The organism is Flagellimonas oceani (genome assembly GCF_011068285.1).
GTDB classification, from domain to species: Bacteria; Bacteroidota; Bacteroidia; order Flavobacteriales; family Flavobacteriaceae; genus Flagellimonas; species Flagellimonas oceani.
In genome coordinates, this window is the sequence record NZ_CP049616.1 from 884,146 (window position 1) to 901,968 (window position 17,823).

At 41.8% G+C, this 17,823-nt stretch carries 16 protein-coding genes; 4 read left to right on the forward strand and 12 right to left on the reverse strand.

The annotated features are described in order from the left end of the window. Positions 1–152: 152 nt before the first annotated feature. The 4 genes from GVT53_RS04175 to GVT53_RS04190 all read right to left on the reverse strand — a co-directional run bounded on the left by GVT53_RS04175 (position 153) and on the right by GVT53_RS04190 (position 6,222). The gene (locus GVT53_RS04175; protein ID WP_166247566.1) at positions 153–1,001 is read right to left on the reverse strand and encodes a DUF4249 domain-containing protein; all 849 of its coding nucleotides are present in this window, start codon (positions 999–1,001) and stop codon (positions 153–155) included. 4 nt (positions 1,002–1,005) lie between these two features. Next, on the reverse strand, positions 1,006–3,414 hold the full coding sequence (locus GVT53_RS04180) for a TonB-dependent receptor (RefSeq protein ID WP_166247567.1): 2,409 nt from the start codon (positions 3,412–3,414) through the stop codon (positions 1,006–1,008). Between the two features lie 467 nt (positions 3,415–3,881). Then, the gene (locus tag GVT53_RS04185; RefSeq protein WP_166247568.1) at positions 3,882–4,904 is read right to left on the reverse strand and encodes a helix-turn-helix domain-containing protein; all 1,023 of its coding nucleotides are present in this window, start codon (positions 4,902–4,904) and stop codon (positions 3,882–3,884) included. A gap of 856 nt (positions 4,905–5,760) precedes the next feature. Then, complete coding sequence (locus tag GVT53_RS04190) at positions 5,761–6,222, reverse strand: VOC family protein (RefSeq protein ID WP_166247569.1); 462 nt, start codon at positions 6,220–6,222, stop codon at positions 5,761–5,763. Between the two features lie 120 nt (positions 6,223–6,342). Here GVT53_RS04190 and GVT53_RS04195 point away from each other — a divergent pair, with 120 nt between their 5' ends. From GVT53_RS04195 to GVT53_RS04205, 3 genes are all read left to right on the forward strand, one after another. Then, positions 6,343–6,765: a winged helix-turn-helix transcriptional regulator gene (locus tag GVT53_RS04195; protein ID WP_166247570.1), complete on the forward strand. Its 423-nt coding sequence runs from the start codon at positions 6,343–6,345 to the stop codon at positions 6,763–6,765. Positions 6,766–6,771: 6 nt separating this feature from the next. Continuing rightward, positions 6,772–7,194: a hotdog fold thioesterase gene (locus GVT53_RS04200; RefSeq protein ID WP_166247571.1), complete on the forward strand. Its 423-nt coding sequence runs from the start codon at positions 6,772–6,774 to the stop codon at positions 7,192–7,194. Between the two features lie 135 nt (positions 7,195–7,329). Next, positions 7,330–7,842: a DUF5004 domain-containing protein gene (locus GVT53_RS04205; RefSeq protein WP_240905136.1), complete on the forward strand. Its 513-nt coding sequence runs from the start codon at positions 7,330–7,332 to the stop codon at positions 7,840–7,842. A 163-nt stretch (positions 7,843–8,005) separates the two neighbouring features. Here GVT53_RS04205 and GVT53_RS04210 read toward each other — a convergent pair whose 3' ends face one another. The 6 genes from GVT53_RS04210 to GVT53_RS04230 form a co-directional block, all read right to left on the reverse strand. Next, positions 8,006–9,373 carry an NAD-dependent succinate-semialdehyde dehydrogenase gene (locus GVT53_RS04210; protein ID WP_166250412.1) on the reverse strand — a complete coding sequence of 456 codons (1,368 nt, stop codon included), beginning with the start codon at positions 9,371–9,373 and terminating at the stop codon, positions 8,006–8,008. Positions 9,374–9,380: 7 nt separating this feature from the next. Beyond that, a complete protein-coding gene (locus tag GVT53_RS04215) occupies positions 9,381–11,036 on the reverse strand; it encodes an acetolactate synthase large subunit (protein ID WP_166247573.1) in 1,656 nt (551 codons plus the stop codon). A gap of 122 nt (positions 11,037–11,158) precedes the next feature. Then, a complete protein-coding gene (locus GVT53_RS21190) occupies positions 11,159–11,713 on the reverse strand; it encodes an NADP-dependent oxidoreductase (RefSeq protein ID WP_309474630.1) in 555 nt (184 codons plus the stop codon). 22 nt (positions 11,714–11,735) lie between these two features. After that, positions 11,736–12,092 (reverse strand): alcohol dehydrogenase catalytic domain-containing protein, encoded by a 357-nt coding sequence (locus GVT53_RS21195; protein ID WP_309474629.1) that lies wholly within the window; start codon positions 12,090–12,092, stop codon positions 11,736–11,738. A gap of 40 nt (positions 12,093–12,132) precedes the next feature. Next, on the reverse strand, positions 12,133–12,462 hold the full coding sequence (locus GVT53_RS04225; protein WP_166247574.1) for a nuclear transport factor 2 family protein: 330 nt from the start codon (positions 12,460–12,462) through the stop codon (positions 12,133–12,135). A 785-nt stretch (positions 12,463–13,247) separates the two neighbouring features. Beyond that, positions 13,248–14,261: an outer membrane beta-barrel protein gene (locus GVT53_RS04230; protein WP_166247575.1), complete on the reverse strand. Its 1,014-nt coding sequence runs from the start codon at positions 14,259–14,261 to the stop codon at positions 13,248–13,250. A 537-nt stretch (positions 14,262–14,798) separates the two neighbouring features. On the opposite strand from GVT53_RS04230, the gene GVT53_RS04235 reads away from it, so the two are divergent. Further along, on the forward strand, positions 14,799–15,188 hold the full coding sequence (locus tag GVT53_RS04235) for a hypothetical protein (RefSeq protein ID WP_166247576.1): 390 nt from the start codon (positions 14,799–14,801) through the stop codon (positions 15,186–15,188). 377 nt (positions 15,189–15,565) lie between these two features. Here the strand turns inward: GVT53_RS04235 and GVT53_RS04240 are convergent, their stop codons facing one another. Continuing rightward, positions 15,566–16,501, reverse strand: coding sequence for an NADP-dependent oxidoreductase (locus tag GVT53_RS04240; protein ID WP_166247577.1), 936 nt, complete (start codon positions 16,499–16,501; stop codon positions 15,566–15,568). 90 nt (positions 16,502–16,591) lie between these two features. Further along, complete coding sequence (locus tag GVT53_RS04245; RefSeq protein ID WP_166247578.1) at positions 16,592–17,719, reverse strand: L-dopachrome tautomerase-related protein; 1,128 nt, start codon at positions 17,717–17,719, stop codon at positions 16,592–16,594. Between the last annotated feature and the right edge of the window lie 104 nt (positions 17,720–17,823).

Here is a 17,823-nt window from a genome sequence, read left to right on the forward strand (position 1 = left end):
TGAGCTTCCTGCGAGTCCATGGGATTCCCTCGTATTCTTCAAACAAATCTGTCTGCGGAAAGCGGCTGGAAAATAAAGGTGGTTCAGGATGCGTGTACAAATCATCAAAAGTTCCGAATACGCAATTTTGTTCCTTAGAACCACCTTATATCCTATTGCTGTTCAATTGTATATGAGGTCGTATCAAATTCACCCAACCTAAAAAATCCCAATACCTCCTCTTTGGGGTCGTTGACATTTGTGCAGTTTCCCTTTAACTGAACCGGGGTGGTTGGAAAGGGCCCGTTTTCATCACTTCCCGATTGTTGGATAAAAATGTTCAAATAGTCATAATAGCGTTTTGAAATTCCATACAGATTAATGTCTATAGTAGCTCCGGCAACATAGTTTTCATTATCGTTCTCAATGAAATTTTCGTTACCATCCGTAAATTCATCGCTAATGACGGCAAGGGACGGTATCGGTAAATTGGAGGGAATAAATTCACCCAAATAATAATTTTCAACAGCTCCGGGGTCGTCAAAAAATACTTGAAGCTGAATTTCCGCATCATCATCAGATCCTTCAAGGCTTTGTTCTATTCGATTGATATCTGGGGCCGCGATCATGGTTTCGGTTGCTGTGTAGGAATTGCCGTTGTACAGGATTTCCAAAGTGTACGATGCATTCAATTCCGGAACAAAGTCGGTTGCCGTGTAACTGCCATTGTTCTGGTCGGCAAACACAACTATCGACCCGTCGTTTTGTTTGGTCACCGTTACTTCTGCACCCGTGACTGGGACATCTGGATTCTTATCAAAATAAGCAGTTGATTCCCTGAGATGAATGGTCTGTGTTTCACCAGAGGTGCCTTTTTGCCACTTGATGGACGCATCGATTACCAATCGTGCGCCGGCATTGGGGACATTGACATCTATGACATCGGTACACGAGTTCAATAATGCGAGTAGTATAAGGAGTGCCCCAATTTTGTTGAATATGGTTATAGTTCTATTTTTCATTGTTCTAAAATTTAAAGTTGTAGGTTACTGATGGGACAATGCCGAATATGGCAGTACGTGTGGCTTCATTTACACCGGTTTCTTGATTTTGACCAAAGGAAATAGAGGCTGCGTTCATGCGGTTATAGGCGTTGTAAATGCCAAATACCCATTCGCCTTGCCATTTTCTATCTTTATTTTTTCGAGGTGTAAGGGTTGCGGAAAGGTCCAGTCTGTGGTAGGCCGGTAATCGGTCTGCATTTCGTTCGGAATATGTCGCTACGGATAATCCGTTGTATATGAACTGTCCGTTGGGATAGGTGACAGGTCGCCCTGTCTGGAATACCAAATTGGCCCCAAATCGCCATTTTTCGTTGAGTTTGTAACTTCCGGTAAATGAAAAGTCGTGGGTCCTGTCCCAGTTCGAGTTATACCATTCCCCATTGTTGATGCCCAATCCGCCCGCTGCTCCACCGGGTGTGCGCTGTTGCGACTTTGACAATGTATAGGACACCCAGCCTGTAAAATCGCCTTTGTTCTTTCGTACTAACAGCTCCAGACCATAGGCACGGGCCTCACCGGTCAAGATTTCGGTTTCAATGGTGTTTTGGGCTATAAGTTCTGCGCCATTGATATAATCCACCCGATTGTCGATGGTTTTGTAGTAGGCTTCGGCTTCAATGGAAAACATATTTTCCCGGAAATTTCTGAAGTAACCTACAGCATATTGGTCTGCAATCTGTGGTTTGATAAACTTTCCGCTAGGAGCCCAAACATCCAAGGGCGTGGCCGATGTGGTATTGGAAATCAAATGTAGGTATTGGGCCATTCGGTTATAGCTTGCCTTAAAAGAAGACTTCTCGTCAAACTGATAGGAAAGGGCAAACCGAGGTTCCAGATTATTGAAGGTAGCTATGCTTTTTCCCTTTCCGTAAGGGGTAGTGGAAATAGGGTCGGCGCGTTCATAGATGCCCAATTCTTCGTTATAGACCACGGGTAGGTTATTGGCGTAATTGTTTAAGGTTTGCTCCCCCAATCGATTGAAGTAGCTGAAACGCAAGCCATATTGCGCGGTGAGCCTATCCGAAATTTTATGTTCCAAACCTGCATATGCTCCAGCTTCCAAAGCGAATTTGTTGTCCAATTTCTCTGGATTGACACCCGATTCTGCATTTAACGGGTTGAGTTTGCCCGGATTGAAGTTGTAGTAGATACCATTGACCCCAAAATCAAATTTTAATTTATCGCTCGCATAATACCCAAGGTCATAGCGCACATTGTAATTGCTGATATCCGAGGCCCAATCGATTCCTTCAATGGGTATTTCCAAATTGTAATTATAGCGACTGTATATCAAGGATGTATTGGAGAATAACTTGTTGTTGAAAATATGGTTCCATCGTAGGTTGCCTGAAAGGTTTCCGTAGGAATTCGTGAAAAATCCCGCTAGGTTGAAGTTGTCATTACCAAGATAACCGGATAGGTACAGTCGGTTCTTTTCATCAATTTCATAATTTGTTTTTAGGTTCAGATCGTAAAATCCGGCCCTGCTATCTTCACCGGTCAAGGCCAAAAATATATTGGCATAGGCCGCCCTGCCGGCCATTAGGAACGAACCTTTGTCCTTGAACATGGGCCCTTCCGCCGCCAAACGACTGGAAATGGCACCAATGCCCCCAGTGAGTTCAAACTCCTTACTGTTCCCGTCCTTTTGACGTATATCCAGAACGGAGGAAGCTCGACCTCCAAAACGTGCAGGAATGCCGCCCTTATAAAGTTTGACATCTTTGATGGCATCGGCATTGAAGACCGAGAAAAAACCAAATAAATGGGAGGCGTTGTAAATGATCGCTTCATCCAAAAGAATGAGGTTCTGGTCTTCCGCACCGCCTCGTACATTGAAGCCCGATGCACCTTCACCGGCGTTGGTAACCCCTGGCAATAGTTGTATGGATTTGATCAGATCCACCTCACCCAAAACAACAGGTATCTGTTTGATCTCGTTGGTCGAGAGCTTTGCCACACTCATTTGTGGTGTCTGAAGGTCCACTTTCTTTGATTCTTCAGGGGTGAGGACCACTTCATCCAATTGAGCGGCGTCCTCTTTGAGTTCAATGTCGAACTTTTGGTCAGCGGTAAGGTTTATAGCTCTTTCAAATGTTGTAAATCCCAAATAGGAAATGGTCAAGGTGTAAGCACCTTCAGGTGCTGTGATGGAATAAAAACCATATTCGTTGGTCGTACTTCCAATGGAAGTACCTTTTAAGAGGACAGTTGCCCCTAAGAGTGTTTCACCGTTGACCACATCCTTGACCACACCACTGATGGTATATTTGGTCTGTGCAAAAAAGAATAACGGACACAACAGAATCACCACAAATAAGGCCTGTCTTTTTTTGGACCTGAAGGGTTTTAATCGCTTTGTTTTTGTCATAATTGTTAGATGTTTTTTGATTAAGGTTTTCATTCAACCGGGGTAAAATTAGACCTGCATCCAAAGCGATTAAAATGAAGTAGGTCTTGAATCCGCTTTCAGTACCTGTTTATAGTGATAATGAATTTAAACAACTGATTTTTAGGTTGTTAAAATCGATGGACAGTATGCTTTCAAAAGGTTCTAAATGCGCTTTTCGTACTTGGAAAGATGCCAAGAGTACCATTTGGGAATGTTTTTTGTTTTTGGCGAAGTGAAAATTGATAGGTTCAGGTTTTGGCTCAATAACCGTAGGAATGCAAAAAAAACGTTGCAGATTGGGCAAAACCAGATGGGCTATCGATTTCTAGGTAAAGAAAGAATTCTTTAGTTAAAGAAATGAGGAGGCTTCTTTGATTACTTTGAGGTTATTAAAAGCGGGGGTAGGGACTGATCCTTCTATTAGGAATTACGAATAAGGGTAAGATCTAAATTATTGAGGGCAACGTCTTTTTAAACTCACTGGGGGTAACTCCGTATATTTTTTTAAATGTAGTGTTGAAAGAGGATTTGGATTTGAAACCCACTTCGTTGGCAATGCCCATGATGGAATAATTCTTGAACTTTTCATCTTTGAGACATTCCACAAATTCTTCAGCCCTGTACTTGTTCATGTAGTCCTGAAAATTTGATTTTAAGTACACGTTCAAGACTTCGGATAGGTACTGTCTTGGGATACCCATTCGTTGCGCCACTTGGTTGACCGTTAGGTTACTATTGATATAAAGCTTCTCTTTATCCATAAGCTTCAAGAATTCCCTTTTATAGGCCTCTGCCTTGGATTTAGTGAGACTTGAAGTTTTATAGGCCTTGATATCGGCCTTTGGAAGTACGGATGTTGGGGACACGACCAGCTTAAATAGGATCATGTAGAGCAATACCGCAGATATTCCAATAATGCCATAACTTTCCAAGAAGGAAAAATTATCGTGGCTGCTCGTTACTATAAATGAAACTTCGTCTATTAAGTTCAGAAAAGCATAGGGCACTATAAAGAACAGCATCCATCGTTCCGTTTTGTTTTTGATGATCGTATAGATGGTATACCCTAAATAGACCAATAGGGTTACGCCTGCCAGAATTTCACCTATCATTAACCATATGTTCTTACCTAAGCCGTTAACGTCATCTATGATTTGGAGCGTGATAAAGAACACATACGGAATAAAATAGAGAAAATCCCTGTTTTGGAACTTATCTTGTTTGGAATGGTGATACTTTATCAGTAAAAAAAACAGTGTGATAATCAAAGGGGATTGGAAAAAATACCAATTCGCATTGGGAAAAAATAGATTGAAATCATCATCTCCGACAATGTTCAAAAGCATTGCAACAATGGACCCAAGAAGCAGTAAGAAATTTACCCGCTTGTAACTTTCTTGTTTGACCAGCAGAACGCTTAAAAGAAATAGGCCCTGAATAAGGGCGATTATTTGAATTATTTCCAACATAAATAATGGAGCACTTTCTTCGAATAGGCTAAAATAATTCAATAAAAAACGAATATCGATTGAAAATTTATAAAAGAATGCCAAAATTTAACATTTGGCCACGAGCTTGCTTGCAAATCAATTTTCTTAAACTATCGTGCGGATTTTCAGATTCATACCTTTTTTAGGTAACGAAAATTTTGAAGAATGAGTATTGTTAGGTATCAATATTTTTTCGATTTGAACTTACGGATTTAATTTGTTTCAGATGGCTGAGTGTCGGTTCCGCTTTTCAGGGTAGATAATCAATGCTTTGAAATAAAATTGTTTTGAGTATAAATAATAAAGCTAATTAAATTGCAAACCAAAAACTAGAATATTATTACTATTTTTATTGATAGTTAGGCACAATAAAATTGTGTTCAAAAGTTGTTTTTTGCTTTCCGTGTTCTTAACGGGAATGGCCTTAAGATTAGGGTGTTAAAACATTGATATTTAAATACTTATAAAACGGATGTGGTTTCTGCCACCCCGACGAACCACTAAATAGGTGGTATTAAAGCACTGTCAATCAGTAGATTAACAGTGCTTTTTGTTTTTTATGCATTCATCTGATTTCAAATAAAACCAAATAAAAGGTGTAGAGTTCGGTGAATGGTTCGGTACGTTTATTGTGCATAATTTAACTACAGTTCATTGGCAGCTTCCGGCCAAGAGCAGTTATTAGAAGCAAATTTGCTACTTGGTGGAGGGTAGGCTTTTAAAATCCGTCCCAACGTATTGTATTACAATCAATTGCAGAATGTTTGGAAACTAAGATAGCAGCAATTGTTGTTATCTATTGTGGTAAAATGCTATTATTTTTTATGGGGATAATTCATGCAATTGTATTTCGTTGGAATATATTAATGCGATTATCATCAATATCTAAAATCAATGTACAAAGAAGGCTATCCTCGGCTAAATACCGCATCTTCCATACAAAATTAACTCCTTTAGCTTCAAGTTCCTTCGTTGTTGCTTCCAAATCCTCTACATGAAACACTAACGCCTTTGAACCAATTACTGTAAGTGCGGTATCAGTTTTAGAATCTTTTTGAATTGCCTCAATCAATTGGTTATTTGAGTTTTCGATCATTTCAATTTTCATACCTGCTCCTTCCATAAAAGCCATTTCGACCTTTCCTTCTGGAATTGGAATGGATTGTTTCATTACTAATTCAAATCCTAGATTATTGGAGTACCATTTTATTGAATCGTCAATGTTAGAGACTACAAAGGCCATATTGTAGAATGCTAATGTTTCTAATCCTTCTTTTGATTTTTTGCTGTTTTTCATCTTGACATTTAAATTTTATGTTCAATACAAAACTACATTTTAACTTTTAAAAAGCAAGTTAAAAAATAATTAACTTTTAATTTCAAAGTTAAAATATGTGTGATTTAATATATTTGAAGAATGAAAATGAAATCACATTGTCCCATAAACTACTCTCTGGAGCACTTTGGAGATAGATGGTCTTTACTAATTATCAGAGATTTAATGTTTAATGGAAAAAGGCACTACAATGAATTTTTAGAATCAGGAGAAAAAATTTCTACAAGTGTTTTGGGAGACCGATTAAAACACTTGGAAGAAACCGGTATTATTAGTAAGGAAATAGATAGCGTCAAAAAGTCAAGAATTAGATACAGCCTTACCGAAAAGGGAATAAGTATGCTCCCGATTATGTTGGATATGGTTATGTGGGGTGGTCTATACGATAGTGAAAGTGATGTTAACAATGTTTTTTTGACTCAAGTGAATAATGAAAGAGAGTTGTTGATAAAATCAACACGAGAGCGACTGGAAAAGGAACATTTGGAAAAATCTAACTTATAAGAATCTATGGTTGACAAAAATCTTGAACCGATAAGAATAGTCTTCGAAGAAAAAATTCCAATGCACAAATTTTTAGGGTTAAAAGTAAAAGTTCTAAAAAAGAATTATGCAAAAATTAATATTCCTTTCAGGCAAGAATTAATTGGCGATTTTAGAAACAATCGTTGGCACGGAGGCATTATTGCTGCTATACTAGATGCTGTCGGAGGGCTTGTAGGTGCTACACTTATAACATCTTCTGAAGATAAATTAGCGACCATAGATTTAAGAGTAGATTATTTAAAAGGTGCCAAGGCCCAAGACATTACCGTAGAGGGTACAACTGTTAAACTTGGGAATAGAATATTGGTGACACAAATGAAAGCTTTTCAGAATGGCCAATTCATAGCTGAAGGAAAAGGCGTCTATAGTTTAATTAGAAACAATTAAATTAAAGGCAATAGGCCATGGGAATTTGTGAACATTTTCCATCAAGCGTAAACTTCCCCAAAATATGCACACAACCATTTTCAATTTCTCCCATCATTGACCCAACGAATAATTTTTAAAATTAAAATGAAAAAGATGTATTCAAGAACTATTGCAATGATGTTTTTAATGGTAGGATTTTGGTCCTGTAATTCGGATGACGAAACCAATTGTCCGGAGGATTTTACAGGTTCCCTGGGAACTGGCGAGGAAGTATTGGTAGGGAAATGGCAACTTAAGGCCATCAAGGCCGAAGAAGCGCTTGATTTGACGGATGATGATACCGACAACCCTTCAAAAGACCTGTTCGCTCAATACAGTGCATGTCAAAAGGATGCATTCTATACTTTTGAAACGGATAGGACGTATGCCTATGAACAAGGCAAAACAGCTGAGGACTGTGAGAATACCTTTAGTTCGGATGGAACGTGGAGGTTTGCGTCGAACACGCTGAACCTTGTCTCATCTTGTAGTGTTCAAAGCACCGGTTTGGAACTTAACGAGGACTTTACCGAGTTTACGTTTTCTGTCGATTATAAGATTTCTGAAGTGGATGGAAGCGTAGTACAGACCACTTTGGACTTTACCTATGCCTTGCTTGACGAATAAAGGGTTAATCACAGATTTTTTTGATAAGGATTTGCCTAAATCAGCTTAACTTTTTTAAGAGGTTAAATCAATCCAGAGGGGCTAGCCCCTCTGGATTTTATTTTTTGTGAAGTCAGGTGTTTCCATGTCACATGCCTTATACGATAGAATTACGCACCATGACTCAAGCCACCCAGACGGATTTCACATTGACGAATTCCCGAATACCATAACTGGAAAGCTCCCTTCCATAGCCACTGTTCTTGATGCCTCCGAAGGGCAGCCTAGGGTCTGAAGCCACCAATTTATTGACAAAGCTACTGCCCGCTTCAAGTTCCAATGCCACTCTTTCGCCACGTTCCCTATCCGATGTGAGCACTCCCGACCCGAGACCAAATTGGGAGGTATTGGCCAATGCAATGGCTTCATGCTCGTCCTTAACCCTGATTACAGCGGCCACGGGACCAAAAAGTTCATTGTCAAAAGCTTCCATTCCGGGATGTACATCTGCCAAGATGGTGGCAGGATAGTAAGCTCCCTTTCCTTCCGGGATTTTTCCCCCAAGTAAAAGTCGACCACCTTGGGCAATGGTTTTTGTGACCTGTTCGTGTATTTCATCGCGCAAATCCACTCTCGCCATTGGTCCATAATAGGTGGATTCGTCCATGGGGTCTCCCATTTTAGCATTTGCCATTTTGGTGGTGAACATCTTCAGGAACGCATCGTAAATGGCGTCGAGGACAATAAAACGTTTGGCCGCTATACAGGTTTGCCCGTTGTTCTGCAATCTTCCCAGCACTGCAAGATCTGTTGCTTCTTCAAGGTCCACATCATCCAGAACGATATAGGCATCGCTTCCGCCAAGTTCCAAAACCGTTTTTTTCAAATTGGCACCGGCAACGGTTGCGACCGACCGTCCTGCTGGGTCACTTCCTGTAAGGGTAACTGCCACGATACTTTTATCCTCTATAACCCCTTTGACATCTTTGGCATTGATGTTCAGATTGGTAAATACGCCTTCTGGAAATCCCGCTTTTATAAAGGCATCTTCCAAGGCAAATGCACATCCCTGCACATTGGAGGCGTGTTTCAAAACCCCGGTGTTCCCGGCCATAAGTGCAGGTGCAGCAAAGCGGATGACTTGGTAAAACGGGAAGTTCCAAGGCATCACGGCCAGAATGACTCCCATGGACTGAAACGTAACATAACTCTTTTTCGCCTCGGTATCCACTGTTTCCTTTCCAAGAAACCTTTCCACATTATCCGCATAAAAGCGGCATACCCAAGCACATTTTTCAATTTCCTTTCTTGCCTGTACAATGGTTTTTCCCATTTCGGTCGTGGCCAACCGGGCATAGGCTTCTTTGTTTTCCTCGAAGTGATCGGCAAGCGCATGCATGTGTTGCGACCGTTCCGTAAAGCTTGTTTGTTTCCAAGAAGTGTAGGCTTTCCTGGCCAAAGCTATCTTTTCTTTAGCTTTTGAAATCGCTATTCTTTCGTATTCGTTTATATTTTCCCCGGTCGCAGGGTTGATCGTTATTGCGTTGCTCATCATATTTTTATTTAAGTTCACTGGAATATTGTTTTATCAACTTGTTCAAAATCTCATGGTTAAGGGAATAATCTATGGCCAGATCAATAAGATGGACCCCTTTGGAATTCATGGTGTTTTTCAAGGTTTGCTGGAATTCTGCTACCGAACCTGGTCGATAGCCTTTGGCACCAAAACTTTCGGCATATGTTACAAAGTCAGGGTTTCCATAGTCCAAACCAAATTTCTTGAATCCTAGATCCTCCTGCTTCCACTGAATCATGCCATAGGCATTATCGTTCAAAATGATGACGATCAGGTCAAGTTGCATGCGTATTGCGGTTTCCAATTCCTGGGAGTTCATCATAAATCCTCCATCCCCGTTTATGGATATCACCTTTTTATCCGGATGTAACTGCTTTGCTATCAAGGCCGATGGCAAACCGGCTCCCATGGTCGCCAAAGCATTGTCCAGGAGCAAGCTATTTTGTACATAGGCCGGGTAATTCCGGGCAAACCATATTTTATACATCCCATTGTCCAAAGTGACAATACCATCATCCGGGAGCACATCACGTATGATTTTTACCAAACGCTGGGGTAAAATGGGAAAGCGATCGTCCTCTCCGTAGGTTGTCAGCCGCTCCTTGACGTTTGCTTTTATTTGGAGAAAGAAATCCATATTCCAACTGTTGGCCATGGGTTTTAACTTCTCGGTCAATTGGGAGACACTATGGGCAATATCTCCTATAACATTCAACTGGGGGAAGTAGACCTCATCTATTTCTGCCGGAAAAAAATTGAGGTGAATCACTTTGCGATTGTCCTCAGGTTGCATAAAAAATGGGGGTTTTTCAATGGTATCGTGCCCAACGTTGATAATAAGGTCCGCTTTTTTAATGGCCTCGTGTAAAAAATCGTGATCGGACAACGCAGCTGTTCCTAGGTATAGTGGATGGCGTTCGTCAATAATTCCTTTTCCCATTTGGGTATTGAAAAAAGGAATCCCCAAGGTCTCAACAAATTGTGTAAGCGCAATACTTGCCCTTTTTCTATTGGCCCCTGCACCAATAAGTACGATGGGCCGTTTCGCCCTTTCAATCATATCGGCAGCCTGTTGCACGGTATTGTCACCGGCATAGGGAATCTTAAAATCGACCACCTCAAATATCCTAGGGTTTTGCACCTCCTCTTCTGCAATGTCCTCGGGAAGCTCAATATGAACCGCTCCGGGTCTTTCCTCTTGGGCCAACCGAAATGCTTCCCTAACGATGGAAGGGATATGGGAACCATGGGTGACCTGCCTGGTATACTTGGTGAGCGGGTTCATCATTTTGACGACATCCAGAATTTGAAATTTTCCCTGCTTGCTCTTTTTGATGGGCTTTTGCCCGGTGATCATCACCATGGGCATGGCCCCCAATTGGGCATAGGCAGCAGAAGTCACTAAATTGGTGGCACCGGGACCGAGCGTAGAGAGACAGACCCCGGCCTTACCGGTCAACCTGCCATACGTTGCAGCCATAAATCCGGCACCCTGTTCGTGCCTTGTAAGGACCAACTCGATTTTTTCGGATTTTCTTATGGACTCCAAAAAGGCTAGATTTTCCTCTCCTGGAAGGCCAAAAATATATTCAACTCCCTCGTTTTCCAAAGCTTTGATAAATAGGTCTGATGCTTTCATTGTTCTTCGAATATCAATTTAGGTACACAGATCTGTTGTGTAAGGTGAACATACGTACTTTCACCGTAATGCCAATATATTTTTCTTTCATTTTTTTGCCCGTAAAATTGATTTTGATTTATTTATGGCCGTACCACAATTTTCCCAACGGTTCTACCGGTCTCCTGTTGTTGATGGGCCTCCTGTACCTGATCAAAACCATAGGTCTTGAAAATGTGCGGTCTCAGGATGCCCTGTTCCAAGAACGATGCTATCTGTTCCATGTCCCCGCCATTGGATTCCACCAGGATGAAATACCCTTTTACCCCTTTGCCCGCTGCCCTAGCGGTCACTTCCTCGTTCAGGCCGGTTGGGATGCTGATGATCGTACCGCCTTCCTTGGTCACTTCCAGGGAACGGTCGATGTTTTCACCTCCAATGGTATCGAGGACAAAATCAAATTCCCTGGGGTGTGCGCCCCAATCGTAGCCGTTATGGTCAATGTGGCCATCGGCTCCCAGGCCCAGTACAAAATCCCTGTTTTTTGCAGAGGATGTGCCGACCACCGTTGCCCCCAAATGTTTGGCGATCTGGACCGCGATGTGTCCCACTCCCCCGGAAGCGGCATGGATAAGGACCTTTTGGCCTTTCTGGACCTTGGCGTTGGAGACCAGGGCCTGCCAAGCGGTCAGGGCCACCAAGGTCGTTGCGGCGGCCTCTTCATGGGTGGTTCTGGGGTTTGAGTGCGAGCTGTGATGCCGGGGCCGCTACATATTCCGCATAGGCCCTGCCATGCCCGGGAAAGTTCACCATCCCGAACACCTCGTCGCCGATTTGGAACTTGGGGTCTTTGCTCTCGACCACCGTACCTGAAACGTCCCAGCCCAAGATAAGGGGACTCTCCTCCTTGATGCGTCCATATATGCCCTTTCCGTTACGGGTCTTTATATCGACAGGGTTGATGCTTATCGCCTTGGCCAGTATCAATACCTCCCCGGATGTGATGTTCGGTCTATCGACCTCTTGTATGGCCAAGTTTTCTGCACCCCCGGGTGCTTGTAATACAATTGCTTTCATATGCTGTTGTTTTCATCTGTTGGTTGTTCACTAAGCATGCTCAAATCACAAAGGAAGTTACTTGATGGATCAAGCCATCCTTAAATTTCCAAACGTCACAAAAGGAACTTTTTTTTGGTGCGCCGTCCTGTTCAAATACGATCTGGCCAAGCTCCACAACAAATTCTTTTTCCGTGATATAATTTTCTGTGGTAAATACCACTCCATCATATGTGGAGCCTATGTATTCAAGTACCTCAATCTTTCCTTGAAAGGTACGCTCACCTACGTTTTCCCATTTGATGTCGTCGCTACAGTAGGTGATGAATTTTTCATAGTTTCCATCTCCCAATACTTTGTTCGCTTTTTTAAAAATGTCTAGGTTACTCATATCCGATCTTGGTTTAATGCCTGTTTTAATTGTTTATCTGTACGCCAATCTTTCCATAGAAATTATCAGTGGGGTAGAACCCTTATAACACTGCTGCTTTCATGATTGTATTTTTTTAGTTGATTTCGCTGTCCTTCCCAGTTACCGTGGCCACCGACAAATCCTTGTCTTTAACTTTCATTGTTGGTCCATTCGTTCTTTTTTCTCCCTTTCCATTTTGGAATGCTCCATTTTCATACGGAAAAGCAGGAAGGGTATGGCCAATAGAAAGAGAATAAATTTGATATGCTTCATTTCAATTTTTATTGGATTAATAAGTTACTCAGTGTTCATAATTCTTGATCGATCAAGAAACCACACCATTAATTTAATGTTCCCCTTTAGGATTTAGGTGTCTTTACGGTGCTCTAATGCATAAAATTTATTGTATTGCCATTTGGACACGCTTCATGGATGACCATTTCTATGCCAAAGACATAAATATTTGTAAATCAACACGTTATATTTAAAAATGAAATGATTGTATTTCCTATTTGTCATACTTTTCCATTATTTGAGAAATGCAATTGTGCTTTCGGCGCAATGGGCTGGAACCGACACTACGGTTACGATATATATTAAGAATCAAGACCCTGGTGCCCCAAATGTTGATTTGTTATTTAACCTTGGTGGATTGGCAGCACCAGAATGCAATCTTTTAATAAACAGTGAAGCAAAAAAACTGCATTTCATAACGGTTTTCCTTAATTCAAAAATGTAAGTTTAACTACGTTTATTCATTCTATTTAGAAGAAATAGATTATGGCAATTAAAAAAGAAGATAGGCTTTTTGAATTTGCACCGTCAGCGTCAAAATAGGGTTCAAAATCGCTTCCCCAAGAGTCTAGTCTAATTTCCGGCTTAATAATTAAATTCTCAACGGTATAACTTCCGGTTAGTGTCAATGCCAAAACACTGGGATTGTCAGAAACGGCTTCAGATTTGGTTGAAAAATATTCACCTCTCAAGCCAACTGAGAAGTCATCGGAGGTTGCATACTGTGGGTAAAGCGCAACGCCGGAAAAGCCTTCACCATCATTATCCGCATATGCGGCATTTATACCTAAATATAGATTGTCGGTTAATTCAAAACCCGCTGTATAATCTATTTCAAAGCCTAGAAATTCACCCCCATCATAATAAAAATTTAAAAACTGCCCAGCATATCCCAATTGCGCTCCGGTCGAATAAACACCTGTTAAATTGCTATTAATGTCTGTAACGTTCATAAAGGCAAGCATTAAACTAAAATCGTCAGAAAGGCTGAAATCAGCTTTTACCCCGATATGTGAAAATGGACCATTGGAGGTTAAATAAGAGGTACTATAGTTAAAATTTCCTACCGGTGAAATTAACTCATAACCCAGATAGGTATTAAAACGACCCGCCGTTAACCTTGTTGACTCACTTACCTTCCAATAGGCATAAATTTGATTCAAATTATATCCACCCGTAGCAAAATCACCTCTTGGCCCAAAAACAATGTCCGCAACAGCACCAGTTTTTTCGCCCTCATATGTTGCAATAATGTTGACCATACCCAGTGCAAAACCTAATTCATCTGCAAATGCGGTTCCAAAAGATTGTTGCGTAGTATCGGGCGCGGTCAAATTTGTCTGATAATAGGCATCAATTGATCCACTAAAATGAACAGATTTTTTTACTTTAGGTTCCTGACCCCGTAATCCGGCCGCAGCGAATAACATCAGTCCCGATGCAAGGATGCTTTTTACGTATTTTGTGTTGCTAATGGTTTTCATAGAGTTAGATTTTAATCGAGTAGTTGTTATTTATTTGAATTTGTGTTATTGTTCCAATATTGTTGGTTTCTTAAGTTTCTGAATTTTAGTTGGTTGCGTTTTACGGCAGAACTGAATTGAATGCTAGTTTTGAATCAGAATTTGACCATCCATCTTTTAAGGTAAATATGTTACACCCCGTTGATCTCAATGCTTATTTTGAGTAAGTCCAATAGTATTTGTTTCCAATTTTAAAGGGGGAAATGAGCTATTACGCTTTAGTCTAATTACTAACATTGTACCAAAAAATTAATTTACTGATAGTCAGTTTAATAGGTCATTTTTTGGCTTCTATTGAATTCTATTCTTTAATAAATTTCTCATATTTAATAAATTTGAAATTTGTTTTATGTGGAAAGGCGGAGTCCAAGGACTTAGAAACTGGGGACATTCCCTCCCTCAAGCTTTTTGGGGGGTATAAAGAGTTCAGGAGCTTTAAAGGGTTTAATTCTTCACCTAAAGCATATTCGGGGTACACAACTTACCTGACCCAAGAAGGTGAGAAAACAGGATTTGGGTATGTGGTACCAAGTCTTTCTATTTCATCCTTCCGGTATCTTGGTGCTGGGCTCAAAACTAAAGGGCCATATCAATTTTGGAAAGGATTTTTCGCTTTATCAAAACACCGATCTACGGCTGAACATCAAAAGGTTTAAAACCAATGTCATTCCAATAGTCGTCGGAGTCTATGGTGGTTTTGACTATAGCCGGGTCTGGACGGCCAAGGACACTTCCAATCTATGGCATACCTCTTACGGTGGCGGTATTTATGTAAACGGTCTTAACCTGATTACTTCACGGGTGTCTTTGTTCAGTGGCAGTAATGGTGCCCGCATCAACTTTAATTTTAAGGAATTTGGTTTTGGAATGCAGCTATGGAGCACTTAGAATATGAAGGGACTTGGATTTTGCAGCGATCAGAGCACCGTTAGTACAAAAAAAGGAAGCTGGAAACAGCTCCCTTTTTATGGTCATCTTCTACAATGATATTTTTTCCCTACATTACACGTTATAGAGTGTTTAAGGTACTGGGTAAGTATGAAGGTTCCTGTAAGCGAAGGCCACTGAAAAATAAGGATCAGATAGTGCTTAAGAGTTGATTTTTATCCCTCCAAAAGGCCTTGGGTTTTTGAGATACTCCCTATAACTCTTCTTCTCTACCTTAGGGGGCACGAAGCCCGCCCAAATTCCAGGAAGCAATTTCTGGGATTCTTTCCCACATATAGCCGTATGGTATGATTTATGGCATCGCATAGGTTCCGATGTTATGGAGTGAGAATCAGTTTCCCAACGGTTCTACCGGTCTCCTGTTGTTGATGTGCCTCCTGTACCTGATCAAAACCATAGGTCTTGAAAATGTGCGGTCTCAGGACGCCCTGTTCCAAGAACGATGCGATCTGTTCCATGTCCCCGCCATTGGATTCCACCAGGATGAAATACCCTTTTACCCCTTTGCCCGCTGCCCTAGCGGTCACTTCCTCGTTCAGGCCGGTGGGGATGCTGATGATCGTACCGCCTTCCTTGGTCACTTCCAGGGAACGGTCGATGTTTTCACCTCCAATGGTATCGAGGACAAAATCAAATTCCCTGGGGTGCGCGCCCCAGTCGTAGCCGTTATGGTCAATGTGGCCATCGGCACCCAGGCCCAGTACAAAATCCCTGTTTTTTGCAGAGGATGTGCCGACCACCGTTGCCCCCAAATGTTTGGCGATCTGTACCGCGATGTGTCCCACTCCCCCCGAAGCGGCATGGATAAGGACCTTTTGGCCTTTTTGGACCTTGGCGTTGGAGACCAGGGCCTGCCAAGCGGTCAGGGCCACCAGGGTCGTTGCGGCGGCCTCTTCATGGGTGATGTTCTGGGGTTTGAGTGCGAGCTGTGATGCCGGGGCCGCTACGTATTGTGCATAGGCCCTGCCATGCCCGGGAAAGTTCACCATCCCGAACACCTCGTCGCCGATTTGGAACTTGGGGTCTTTGCTCTGGACCACCGTACCTGAAACGTCCCAGCCCAAGATAAGTGGACTTTCCTCCTTGATGCGTCCATATATGCCCTTTCCGTTACGGGTCTTTGTATCGACAGGGTTGATGCTTATCGCCTTGGCCTGTATCAATACCTCCCCGGATGTGATGTTCGGTCTATCGACCTCTAGTAAGGCCAAGTTTTCTGTACCCCCGGGTGCTTGTAATACAATTGCTTTCATTTTTATATTCTTTTGAATGTTTTTATATACTGTTTTAGGGTCTTGTTACAGACATTTTTTCCAATTCCACTATACGGATATTAACCGTTTTCATAGTTTTAACCGGAACACCTTATAGGGCAGTTTGGTTTTGTTTTCCCCTTGATGAAACCAAGGCATCAACTGGATTTGGGAAGCTGTGATATACAAATACCCATCTTTGGAAATACTGTAGCTATCAGGCCAAATGAGTTGATCACTGTCCCGAACCAATTCCTCCATTTGAAGTTCTGGTGTAATTCTGATGATGCTGTTATTCTCTAGGTCACCAAAATAAAGATTGCCCTTGGTGTCAAAGATCATGCCGTCAGTGGTGGTGAATTTGCCGAGATTCTGTACACCTTTTTCCATAGTGTTCATGGGTGTTTCAAAATCCCTTAGCAATGAAGTGGCTATACGGTATAATTTGTTATCGGTAAGCGGTTTGAAATAAAGCCATTCCCTATCTGGGCTTAGGGCTATCCCGTCGCTGTTTACCTTTAAGGGTTGACCGTCCGAGGCAGTAAGTTCCTCGCCCAAAGGACTGAACGTATAGCTACTGTCCGATAGGACGGCAGGGGCTCCAGCTAGGACGTATCTTGATTCCCCGGATGTGATATTCAATACCACTAAACCACCAGCAGATGAATCCGTCATATACGCAAAACCGTTTTGATTGTCCACCCTGATATCATTGAGATATACATGGTCGTGAACGATATCCTCGGGAAACCTATAGATCCGTTCGATGGCATCCGTGGCCAAATTGATCTTGATCACCTTGTTGCTTCTTTGGTAAACTGGACCTAATCCAATCCCGGCCGCATCCACGATCCATAGATAGTTTCGGTCATCGGTGTAGACCGCCTGTACCGTGACAAATTTGTTTTGTCCGTCCTCTCCTTTTTTAAAACTGTTCCAAGCTTCATTGGGGTAGGGCAAGGCCTTGCCTTGTTTTACCTCGACTACGGAGTGGGCATGTTGGTCCAGCCAATAGGGGTAGTTCACAAATAAGCGATTGTCCTGTGATACGGCCACCCCTGTAAACTGGTAAATACTGTCGGTATACACCGTTTCCAAATTATGTGTTTTGGCAGCCGTCTTGGATTCAACAGTATAACCAATGGTACTTGTTTTAACCTTACAGGCCACCAAGGCAAGTAAAAGGGTTGTCATTATAATGTATCGAATTGTTTTCATGGTGTAAATGTTTTTTTTGGCAAGTTGGCTCCAGTCAGGTTTCCTTCAGTATAAATTTCTGTTGTTTCCTGTAATGGCAATATTCAAACAAGAGTAACTGTAAG